Below are 11,618 nucleotides of genomic sequence, written 5' to 3' on the forward strand. Positions count from 1 at the left end.
GTAGCGGGTTATATCAACAGTTTTTCAAGACCTCACAAGTTGAATTCAGAGAACGATTATCCCGATAAAAAACTAAAACCAGTTTCAACACCTTATGGTCCGTGGTCCGATGATTTTTCAACTGAGCAACACAAATATGGTCCTTTTCCTCCAATCATGGAATACTACAAAAAGGAATACGGTATTACCAAAACGAAATAAGCGAATGCGATTAGTATATATACTATTTATTATTCTGCCCTTATTTTCTGTTTCACAAGATTCTGTCGATGTAAAGAAAAAAGGAACACTTTCTGGTCAATGGCGCACATATGGCATGATGACATCTAATAAAGATGGCCTAAAGGATTTCAATGCCTTGGCAACCGGGGGTAAATTAAAATATCAATATACTCTGCTCGAAAACTTAGAATTAGGAGCAGCTGTATATAATTCCACCAATTTAGGATTACAAGATTTAACCGTTCCTGATAGTACAACAGGTAGATTGAGTAGGTATGAAGAAGGATTGTTTGATAGGTTAGACCTAGAGAATGATGCTGTTTTTTTATTAGGTGAATTGTACGCGAAATATCAATTGGCTCAGCATTCATTTACGCTTGGGCGAATGAAAATAAATACACCGCTTATAAATCCTGAAGACGGTAGAATGATTCCGACTTTAGTTCAAGGTTTTTGGTATAACTACAAAAGACAAAAGACAGTTCTTCAACTTGGAATATTAAATGAAATAGCACCAAGGTCTACGGGCAAGTTTTATGGTATCGGTGAAAGTATAGGTACATATCCGGTGGGTAGAAATAAATATGGCAATGCTTCCAAATATACCAACACTACCAAATCGGATTATATTATAATGGCAAATGTCGATTTTGAGGTAACTGAAAATTTGAATGTTAAGATATGGAATCAGTATGTAGAAAATATTTTCAATTCATTCTATGTAAAACCTTCTTTAAGAATATCCAAATCTGTGAAATTAGAAGGGGAGTGGTTGCATCAGAATAAGGTAGGTGAAGGCGGAAGCAGTGTAGATTCCCTTCGTTATTTCAATCAAAATTCAGCAGATGTGCTAGGATTAAAGATTGCTTATAAAAGTAAAGTTGGATTGGTGACCTTAGCCTATGATAGAATATTGCCGAATGGTCAATTTTTATCGCCACGCGAATGGGGTAGGGAAGACTTATTTAGTTTTCAAAAACTAGAACGAAGCGAAGGTACAGCAGATAATCATGCTTTAGTTTTGAACTATAGAAATAAATTTGGTGTATTGAAGGAGAATCTAAACCTAACTTCAATTCTTAGTATTGGTAAGCATTGGAAACCAGAAGTAACCGATGCCTCGCTAAATAAATATGCCATGCCAGATTACACGCATATCAACTTAGATATATTCTTCAATTTTAAAAAGTTAAAACGTTTTAAACCACAGCTTTTACTTACCTCGAAATTAGGCAATGATGATATTCCTGATAATCCTAATTTCTATTTGAATAAAGTAGATTTATTTCATGTAGCTTTAATACTAAACTATAACTTTTAAAAAAAAATTAAATAAAGAATCCCCATTGCAATGGGGATTTTTTATTGGTAGTAAATTAAACGTCTTTACCTTTCATCATCTTGTTCCAATACAAATAAGGAAGGCCATATTTTTTAAGCATCCACAATCTCCAATGTTCTTTAGAAGAATCAAAGATTAGCATCTGCTTCAGTTTTGGGTCTGGTGTAAAATTATTATCGTAATCAAATTCGGCCAAAACCATTTTACCGTAATCAGTAACTAACGGACAAGAAGAATAACCGTTGTACGATTGAGTTCCCATTTTATGGGTTTTCATTAAACGGTCGATATTATCAACTACGATGGGTGCTTGCTTACGTATGGCAGCTCCTGTTTTGGCTGTTGGCAATGCGGATACATCTCCTAATCCAAAAATATTCGGATACTTATTGTGTTGCATAGTTTGATGATTTACATCTAACCATCCCGCTTCATTCACTAAAGTAGACTCTTTTACAAATTTAGGGGCTACTGATGGTGGTGCGGTATGTAACATATCATAATGAATGCCATAGCGATTACCTTTTACGGTTACCTTAACATCTTTATAATTATATTGAAACTTATCGTCTAGTTTCAAGTCATTTACCTTATCACTAGAAATTACTACACAACCACCAGCTGTAATTTCTTTACCCATTTCATACCAAGCAATTTGTTTATCACCATCTACAGCCACTAATTTATGGTGAAATCTTAGGTTGATATCTTTTCTGTCAACTACTTCCATTAAGGTTTTGGCAATTTCTTTTACCCCAAAAATAACCGTTCCTCCGGTAGCAAAAATAACATCGGTCTTTTTTCGAACGCCACTTTTTCTAAAATGACTTTCGGCCAAATACATAATTTTTTGGGGAGCTCCACCACATTTAATCGGTGTTGTAGGTTGTGTGAATAGTGCGGTTCCTCCTTTAAAATTTTTGATAACATCCCAAGTATGCTTTGGGTCTGTATAATTACTGCACACAACACCTTTATCCATGGCTTCACCCAAACCAGGTACCAAACTAAAATCATAAGCCAAACCTGGTGCGACTACTAAATAATCGTATGTAATATCTCCTTTAGATGCCGTATGTACAATATTGTTTTCAGGATCAAAACCTGTCGCTTTATCTTTTATCCACGTAGCATTTTTAGGAATTACAGATGACATTGGCCTGGCAGTTTTTTCAAAATCATACGTGCCAGCACCTACTAAAGTCCATGCAGGTTGGTAATAATGAGTATCTGCTGGTTCAATAATTGCTACGTCCTTTGCTTTTTTTTGAGTGAGAAGCTGGGCTGCTACCATAATACCGGCAGTACCACCTCCAATAACTATTACCTGATGATGTGAGCTCATTTTACAACTATTTTTTATAATTTAATAAATATAATTGTTCTAAGCTGCTAAATATGTAACAAAAGTTACATAACGCTATAAAAAGTGATAGACCTAATTCCATGATTTGGAATTAGGTCTATATGATTTGAAAATTTAAGGTTGATTTATTTATTGATCTTGCAAGTATTAATACCGAACAAGGTATAAAGCGGGCAAAAGCTAATAAAGGTTGTTAGTATTAAAATACCTGCTATAGCTGCCAATACATAGCCCAAGGTTCCGGTAACGGTATCAGTATAAAATGTAGTTAAAAGAGCTACGGCTATAAAAATTCTAATAAACCTGTCTGTACTTCCCATGTTTTTTTTCATGATAATGATATTTAATTTAAAATGTAAAGCGCAAATTGTAATGATGATTGTTTATTATAGACCAACAGATTAGCGCTATAGTTTATGTTAAAATTATACTGCAAATTAATATTAACCTGTAAGCTAGCGTATGACATTTGTCATGTTTTAAACATGAGGTTATTAAAATATAATATGTAACAAGAGTTACAGATTTAACTTTTTATTAAAAGTATATTTACAAAAATCGTAATACGAATGGAAGCATATTTAGATGCATTTATAAATGCGATATCAGGTACGTTTAATTGGACTATAAAATCCATAATGTTTAATGTTCCTTGGTATCTCAATTATTTTTGGGGCTTAATCTTTATTTCTTTGTTAGTTTGGTTTTTAGAAATCGTTTTTCCTTGGAGAAAGGAGCAGGGTGTTTTTAGAAAAGATTTTTGGTTAGACGGTTTTTACATGTTCTTCAACTTCTTTTTGTTTGCCATAGCTATAAGTGGTATTTATAAAATGCTAAATGTGTTCTTTACCGATTTGGGTATTGCAGCCAACAGTTTGGCGCTTATAAATATATCTAAATGGCCAATGTGGGGACAATTACTTCTGTTTTTTGTTATTTTGGATTTTGTACAGTGGTTTACCCATATTTTACTGCATAAGTATGCTTTTCTATGGAATTTTCACAAAGTACACCACAGTGTTAAGGAAATGGGGTTTGCAGCACACCTCCGTTACCACTGGATGGAAAATATTTTCTATAAACCCTTAAAAACATTCGGGGTTATGATTTTAGGCGGTTTTGAGCCAGAACAGGCCTATATCGTTCATTTTGCTGCAATTGCCATTGGGCATTTTAACCACTCTAACATTAAAATCACTTGGGGACCTTTAAAGTATTTGTTTAATAATCCCGTTATGCATTTATACCACCATGCCTATGATTTACCCAAAGGAACTTACGGAGTAAATTTCGGCATCAGTTTAAGTATTTGGGATTATATTTTCAAGACCAATTACATTCCAGAAGATAGTGGAGATGTTAAGTTAGGTTATCCAGGTGATGAGAATTTACCAAAAGACTTTTTTGGACAAGTAATACATGGGTTTAAGCCAAAAAAGAAGTGATAGTTATCCACTTCTTTTTTGACCAATAAATAGATTTTAATTAGATAATTTTCCAGAAGCGCAACTAACGAAGGATTTTGCTTTTGATAAAAGAGAATTGTCTTGGTCAATACTCGGATACCCAATTGACTTTAATTTATTTTTTACGGTAGTAATATCTTCTTGATTTAATATATCAAATTTAACCGATGACGATTCTACAGATACACTTATATTGGTTATCGTAAGTATTTCTTCTAGTTTAGAGATAATCGTTTTTGCACAGCCGCCACACTTTAGATTTTGAATTAGAATTACTGAAGTCATATTTTACTTATTTTTTTTCCCATCGAAAGTTATACTCCAAATACCTCTTATTTCATTTTCCTTATAACCAATAGCTTTGTCATTTGGGTATTTAGAATTTAATATGAGAGTAACCTTTGGGTCTATATTCGTTATTGGTGTTCCATGGCAATTTAGGCACATGGTATTGGTTACAATTGGGGAATAGAAATGTGTCGTACCATTTTCAGAAATTAGAATAGGCTCATAGGTTTCCTTATTCTTAATTTTTGATTTGAAAAGTTCAATATACTCAAGCTCTTTTTCATTCGCTTGATTTTCAAGATTTCTAGGCTTGTCGGTCACCCTTCTAATTTTTGCATTATGAATAATTGCCATGCTATCGGTTAGTGGATAAGCTCTTTCATTACAAAATTCTACAGCGGCTACCGCACCATTTTCCTGTAGCGTTAACATCAGATTTTTTCTTAAAACTTTCCGGGTACTCTGAGCATATGTCATACCTCTTTCCATTAAGTTTTGTTTACTCATATTAAAATTACCATTCATCTTTTTACCTTTTTGATGATAGTTTTTTTTTCCATGATTTTGTTCCCAATGCTGTTTGAACCATTCAGGTTCTTCAATTTGGTAATCGAATATATAATCTGAAATTTTACGTATTTCCTTTTCGTCAAATGATTGAAATGGCATTAAACCAAAACGATTAAGCGCTCCCTTCATTTTAACCTTTTCATTGGTAGGTTTTTCTACGAAGTTCCATATAGCATCTGAAAAAGCCCCCTTTGTAGAGTGGTCTTTACTATATCGGGCTTTTATAGCGGCCATGGGCGGTGCCAATACATTATTTTCATCCGATTCAGGATTATGACATACATAGCATTTAGTCTCTAAAAGTTTTTTACCTTCATTAGCAGCTTGTTGAGTTTTAGAATTGCTCTCATTTTCAGTGATCACCTTAAATTTACTATTTGGCGAATCTTTACAACTAACCATTAACATGACTGATAAAATTAGTAGTGCATTTTTCATATAATTAAGAGTTTAAAGATTACCACATATATTAATTGCCAAATTTTTGAAAGAATGAATTCTCCATTTTCATTTGTTAGTACATAAAAGTATTACGATGATCAATTCCAGGAAGAATAACCACCTTTTAAATCATACACTTCAAGAAAGCCCATGTTTAATAATTTACGTGCAGCTTTTTGGCTTCTTGCACCAGATCTGCAATACACATATATAGCCTTATTTCTATCTAACTTTTCAAAATAATTTTTAAAATTGTTAGGATTGAAAAAATCGATATTTATAGCATTTTTAATATGACCACTATTAAATTCAGATGCTGTTCTAACGTCAATAGGTTTTATTTTGTTTGTAACAATGGCCGTCGCGTATTCATTTTTATTTAAAATGGCAATCAGACCTAAAGTTTCTTTTTTCTTGCCAAAAATGGCATCTAAAAATGACATATTTATTATGTTTAAAATTAATATTCAATACTAAAAAGAAACGGCCTTTTTCAAGACCGCTTCTTGAACCAACCAACCAATAAAAAATTTAATTAATACTTTTTTTAGCTAGATACCAATCAACTTTTTCTAAGGTATCATCTGCAATTCGAGCGTTTAGTTCGTCTAAAGTTTTAGGTGGAGAAACAATTACTTTATCACCCTTCTTCCAATCTAAAGGCATTGCTACTTTAAATTTGTCAGAAGTTTGTAAGGCTTCTAATGCTCTTAAAATCTCATCCATATTACGCCCTACATTTAATGGGTAATACATAATCAGACGAATTTTTTTCTTAGGATCAATAAAGAATACGGCCCGTACAGCTGCAGTTTCACTTTCATTAGGCTGTAACATTCCGTATTTCTTGGAGACTTTCATATCTATATCTGCTATGATAGGAAAATCGAAATATACCCCTGTATTCTGGCGAACATTTTGAACCCAACCCAAGTGTGCGTGAACACTATCGATACTTAACCCTAGTAGCTCTGTGTTAAGTGCATCGAATTCTGGTTTACGAACTGCAAATCCGCTCATTTCAGTGGTACAAACAGGCGTAAAATCTGCTGGATGCGAGAACATTACTATCCATTTGTTTTTAGCGAAATCAGATAATTTAATTTTTCCTTTTGTAGTAACAGCCTCAAAATCTGGAGCAATATCTCCAATTCTTGGCATACTATTTACTTCAATATCATTTATTGTTTCCATGTTCTTCTAATTTTAATTAAAGGTACCATTACATTGAAATAGCTACAGTAACCCTAGTTACATAGTGCTAAAAAAGCATAAAAAAAGAGGAATACTTTTTAGAAAAATAATCCTCTTTACATCAACCAGCCTACCGTTAGGCAGATTCAAAAACTAAATCAAGTTTTGTTCTTAAATGACTAAAATCTCTATTTGATATTTTATTTATAACGTTGTTGGGCAAACATATTCAGTTACCGGAATACCTACTTCCTTTATAGCCTTAAATCCTTCCTTAACATCAATAAGGTTATGTATACCTCTACTTTTTAAAATCGAGGAAGCTATCATACTTCTATAACCACCGGCACAGTGCACATAAAATATTTTATTTTCAGGAAATTCCGCTAAGTGGTCATTTAGAAAATCTAATGGTGTATTGACGGCTTCTAAAATATGTTCAGATAGATATTCAGGTTTTTTACGTACATCAAAGACAGGAGCATTTTCGGTTTCAATACTTTTTTTAAGCTCATTTGCATCAATTTGGCTAACGGTGTCATATTCCTTTGATGCCTTTTTCCAAGCCTCAAACCCGCCTTTCAAATATCCCAAGGTACCATCGAAACCAACTCTAGAAAGTCGGGTTACAGCTTCCTCTTCTAATCCTATTGGGGCAACTAATAAAATGGGTTGTTTTACATCAGCGATCAAGGCACCTACCCAAGGGGCAAAACTACCGTCAAGACCAATAAATATAGAGCGTGGTATATGGCCTTTGGCAAAATCATCTTGATGGCGCACATCTAATACAATGGCACCCGTTTCATTTGCCGCGGCTTCAAAAGCCTTTGGGGAAAGTGCTCTTGTACCACGCTCCAATACCGTTTTGATATCTTCGTACCCCTCTTTGTTCATTTTTACGTTCAACGGAAAATATTGGGGCGGTGGAAGTAGACCATCGATTACCTCATCTATAAATTCCTCTTTGGTCATGTCTTTACGTAACGCGTAATTCATTTTCTTTTGATTGCCTAGCGTATCTACCGTTTCTTTCATCATGTTCTTACCACAAGCAGAACCAGCACCATGGGCCGGATATACGATTACATCATCTGCCAAGGGCATTATCTTTTCACGTAAACTATCGTATAAAAACCCAGCAAGGTCACGCTCGGTTAATTCTCCCATTTTTTGAGCCAAATCTGGTCTACCCACATCTCCAAGAAATAAGGTGTCCCCACTAAAAATTGCATAGTCTTTGCCTTTTTTATCTTTTAAGAGATACGTGGTACTTTCCATTGTATGACCAGGAGTATGCAATGCGATTATGGTTACATCACCTAATTTGAATTCTTGGTTATCCTTCGCAATAATGGCGTCAAAAGATGGATTTGCTTTAGGACCGTAAATAATGTCTGCTCCGGTTTCTTTAGCCAAGGTAACATGACCGCTCACAAAATCGGCATGAAAATGCGTTTCAAAGATATATTTGATTCTAGCATTATCAGATGTTGCTTTCTTAATATAGGGTGTTACCTCTCTCAAGGGATCAATAATTGCAACCTCTCCTTTGCTTTCTATATAGTATGCACCTTGCGCAAGACAACCTGTATAAATTTGTTCTACCTTCATAAGTTCACATTTATTATTAGGGTCAAAATTACACTAAGAAATTGTGTAGTACAGTAACTTAGGTTACACTCGTGTGCGGTCATAAAAAAAGCCCCATAAAAAATGAGGCTTAATTTTACTATTTTTAAAAAAAAAACTATAGTAGGGTAGAAGGACAAACATATTCCGATTTAGGGATTGATGTTTTTGAAATATCTTCGAAGCCACCTCTAACATCAGTAAAATCTTGCCATCCTCTTTGCTTTAGAATAGAAGCGGCAATCATACTTCGATAGCCACCTGCACAATGTAGAACAAATGGTTTGTCTTTTGGAAATTGTGCCAAATGTTGATTGATTTCATTTAAGGGAACATTGATTGCCCCGATAACATGTTCTGAATCGAACTCACTCTTTTTTCTTACATCAATTATTAAAGGTTTCTTATTCTTATAAAGAGTTTCTAATTCTGAACCATCAATTCTTTTTGTAACCTCAAAATCTTTTCCAGATTCTTTCCATGCATCAAATCCTCCTTTTAAAAAGCCAACCGTATTATCATAACCCACTCTCGATAATCTTGTAATAGCTTCTTTTTCCTTGTCCTTATAAGTAACTAAAAGTATTTCTTGTTTTATATCAGGAATCATTTCACCTACCCATTGGGCAAAACTACCATCAAGACCAATATTAATACTATTAGGAATAAACCCTTTTGCAAAGTCATCTGCATCCCTAGTATCCAAAACTAATGCACCTGTTTCATTGGCAACAGCTTCAAAAGCTTCTGGGGAATATGGTGTGGTAGCCCTATCCATAATTTTGTCTAAACTCTCATATCCTTGAATGTTCATAAGAACATTTTTAGGAAAATACCCCGGTGGTGTTGTAAGTCCTGTCAACAATTCTTTGATAAATTCTTCTTTGGTCATGTCTGGGCGCAAGGCATAATTCACCTTTTTTTGATGCCCTAAGGTATCCGTAGTTTCTTTACTCATCATTTTACCACAAGCAGAACCAGCACCATGATTAGGATAAACAATTAAATCATCACTTAAAGGCATTATTCTATTTCGAAGTGAATCGAATAAATAACCTGCCAATTTTTCTTCGGTCAAATCAGCTACAACATGTTGTGCCAAATCTGGTCTGCCTACATCACCTATAAACAAAGTGTCACCGGTAATGATACCATGTTCATTACCTTTTTCGTCTATTAAAAGATAGGTCGTACTTTCCATAGTATGGCCTGGAGTATGGATTACTTTTACCTTGTAATCGCCTACTTCAAAGATTTGGTTATCCTTAGCTGTGGTTGCCTTGTAGGCAGGTTTTGCACCAGGACCGAAAACTATTTCTGCACCAGCCTTTTTTTGTAAATCTAAATGACCACTCACAAAGTCGGCATGAAAATGTGTTTCAAAAACATATTTAATTTTAGCGTTGTCTTTTTTTGCACGGTCTAAATAAGGCTGTACCTCGCGTAATGGGTCAAATACCGCAGCTACTCCTTTACTTTCAATATAGTAAGCGGCATGAGCCAGACATCCTGTATATATTTGTTCAACTTTCATGATTATAAATTTTGATTAATACCTTAAAATTACTTTTTGTATATGAGCTGTATAGTGACTTTTGTCACATAAGGAAAATTTTATTAAAAAAATTCCATGTAGAAAATAAAGGCGGACATAACTAGAATGAAATAGCCGAAACCCTTCTTTAATTTTTTGCCGTCTATAAAGTTGCTCAAGTAGCTACCAATAAAAATACCGATGAACGAAAGGCATGTAAATAGAACTAAAAAATCCCAATCTATTTCCATGGTCATTGCATCTCCCAGAAAAAATCCCATTAAAGATTTAATAGCAATAATAATTAATGATGTACCTATAGCAACCTTCATTTCTACATTTGCCAATATGACTAAAGCGGGAATAATTAAGAATCCGCCACCAGCACCGATCATACCCGTTATACCACCAACAATCAATCCTTCTAATAAAATCAGGGGATAATTATAAGCAACATCACCTGTTTTAATAAGATTCTTTTCTTTTTTTAGCATAGAATACGCTGCCGGAATCATTAATACAGCGAACAGGCCAAACATGGCCATTCTTCGGGTAAATTGAAAATCTTCTACTTGAAACAAAATATCTGGCAATGCAGGTACTACATAATGTCTTACCAAGGTAACACCTACTATAGCAGGAACGCCAAAAACGAATGCCGTTCGCCAATCTACAAATCCTTTAAGATGCTGTTTCCAGCCACCTACTAAGGCACTTGCGCCTACGATAAATAAAGAATATGCAGTTGCCGCTTTTTCGTTTATTGTAAAAAGATATGCTAAAACGGGTACTGCCAAAATTGAACCTCCACCACCAATAAGGCCTAATGAAATACCTATTACTAAGGCGCTTAAATATCCAAAAATATGCAACATTTCCATAAGGGTATTTTATACCTCAAAAGTAAAGTTGTATGAAAACGTGCGCAGTAACAATAGTTACAGAAGTACTATAAATCTAAAATTTTAATGTAATTACGATGAAGTTTTATTTTACCCATCTCTTCTAGTTTTTTTAATAATCTGGAGATTACTACTCTAGAACTATGAAGGTCATAAGCAATATCCTGGTGGGTACTATGAATAATATGATCGTTTGTTACCCTAGCTTTTTCTTTTAAGTAGCCAATTAAACGTTCGTCCATTTTTTGGAAAGCGATATTGTCCAATGTGGTTAAAAGCTCATTTAATCTAACATGGTAACTGTTGAAGACAAAATTTCGCCATGATTTATATTCAGTGGTCCATTCTTCCATTTTCTGAATGGGAATCATAATAAGTTTTGCATCTGTTTCTGCAATGGCTCTGATTTCGCTTTTTGTATCGCCTATGCAACACGCCATGGTCATTGAGCACGTATCACCTTTTTCTAAGTAGTACAGTAGTAGTTCGTCACCATCCTCATCTTCTCTAAGAATTTTAATAACACCAGATATTAATAAAGGCATTCCTCTTAAGTAATCGCCTATTTCTATCAATTTATATCCTTCAGGCACTTCTTTAAATGTACCTACTTGAACAATTTCATTAATTAGTTCCTCTTCAAAAATATTTCCGTATTGCT

12 protein-coding genes and 1 pseudogene are annotated in these 11,618 nt (G+C 34.2%); 3 read left to right on the forward strand and 10 right to left on the reverse strand.

What is annotated here, in order from left to right; translation table 11 throughout:
- Nucleotides 1-201 (forward strand): annotated as a pseudogene (locus tag AACZ41_RS17720) (cytochrome C); the annotation flags it as partial.
- 4 nt (nt 202-205) lie between these two features.
- Complete coding sequence (locus AACZ41_RS17725) at nt 206-1,543, forward strand: OprD family outer membrane porin (protein WP_339629935.1); 1,338 nt, start codon at nt 206-208, stop codon at nt 1,541-1,543.
- A 55-nt stretch (nt 1,544-1,598) separates the two neighbouring features.
- Here the strand turns inward: AACZ41_RS17725 and AACZ41_RS17730 are convergent, their stop codons facing one another.
- On the reverse strand, nt 1,599-2,909 hold the full coding sequence (locus AACZ41_RS17730; RefSeq protein WP_339629936.1) for an FAD/NAD(P)-binding oxidoreductase: 1,311 nt from the start codon (nt 2,907-2,909) through the stop codon (nt 1,599-1,601).
- Nucleotides 2,910-3,055: 146 nt separating this feature from the next.
- Entirely contained in the window at nt 3,056-3,262 is a 207-nt protein-coding gene (locus AACZ41_RS17735) for a DUF2892 domain-containing protein (RefSeq protein ID WP_339629937.1), read from the reverse strand.
- A 237-nt stretch (nt 3,263-3,499) separates the two neighbouring features.
- Between AACZ41_RS17735 and AACZ41_RS17740 the strand changes: the two genes are divergently transcribed.
- A complete protein-coding gene (locus AACZ41_RS17740; RefSeq protein WP_339629938.1) occupies nt 3,500-4,375 on the forward strand; it encodes a sterol desaturase family protein in 876 nt (291 codons plus the stop codon).
- 36 nt (nt 4,376-4,411) lie between these two features.
- Here AACZ41_RS17740 and AACZ41_RS17745 read toward each other — a convergent pair whose 3' ends face one another.
- The 8 genes from AACZ41_RS17745 to AACZ41_RS17780 form a co-directional block, all read right to left on the reverse strand.
- The gene (locus AACZ41_RS17745) at nt 4,412-4,681 is read right to left on the reverse strand and encodes a cation transporter (protein WP_339629939.1); all 270 of its coding nucleotides are present in this window, start codon (nt 4,679-4,681) and stop codon (nt 4,412-4,414) included.
- Between the two features lie 3 nt (nt 4,682-4,684).
- Nucleotides 4,685-5,692: a DUF3365 domain-containing protein gene (locus AACZ41_RS17750; protein WP_339629940.1), complete on the reverse strand. Its 1,008-nt coding sequence runs from the start codon at nt 5,690-5,692 to the stop codon at nt 4,685-4,687.
- A 101-nt stretch (nt 5,693-5,793) separates the two neighbouring features.
- Nucleotides 5,794-6,138 (reverse strand): rhodanese-like domain-containing protein, encoded by a 345-nt coding sequence (locus tag AACZ41_RS17755; protein ID WP_339629941.1) that lies wholly within the window; start codon nt 6,136-6,138, stop codon nt 5,794-5,796.
- Between the two features lie 88 nt (nt 6,139-6,226).
- The gene (locus AACZ41_RS17760; protein ID WP_339629942.1) at nt 6,227-6,889 is read right to left on the reverse strand and encodes a peroxiredoxin; all 663 of its coding nucleotides are present in this window, start codon (nt 6,887-6,889) and stop codon (nt 6,227-6,229) included.
- A gap of 204 nt (nt 6,890-7,093) precedes the next feature.
- A complete protein-coding gene (locus AACZ41_RS17765) occupies nt 7,094-8,503 on the reverse strand; it encodes an MBL fold metallo-hydrolase (protein ID WP_339629943.1) in 1,410 nt (469 codons plus the stop codon).
- A 136-nt stretch (nt 8,504-8,639) separates the two neighbouring features.
- On the reverse strand, nt 8,640-10,055 hold the full coding sequence (locus tag AACZ41_RS17770) for an MBL fold metallo-hydrolase (protein ID WP_339629944.1): 1,416 nt from the start codon (nt 10,053-10,055) through the stop codon (nt 8,640-8,642).
- Nucleotides 10,056-10,138: 83 nt separating this feature from the next.
- Complete coding sequence (locus AACZ41_RS17775) at nt 10,139-10,936, reverse strand: sulfite exporter TauE/SafE family protein (protein ID WP_339629945.1); 798 nt, start codon at nt 10,934-10,936, stop codon at nt 10,139-10,141.
- Between the two features lie 68 nt (nt 10,937-11,004).
- Nucleotides 11,005-11,618 (reverse strand): Crp/Fnr family transcriptional regulator (locus AACZ41_RS17780; protein WP_339629946.1); only part of this gene is annotated, 614 nt, incomplete at its 5' end.

It is taken from the genome of uncultured Maribacter sp. (assembly GCF_963974015.1).
Classification (GTDB): domain Bacteria; phylum Bacteroidota; class Bacteroidia; order Flavobacteriales; family Flavobacteriaceae; genus Maribacter.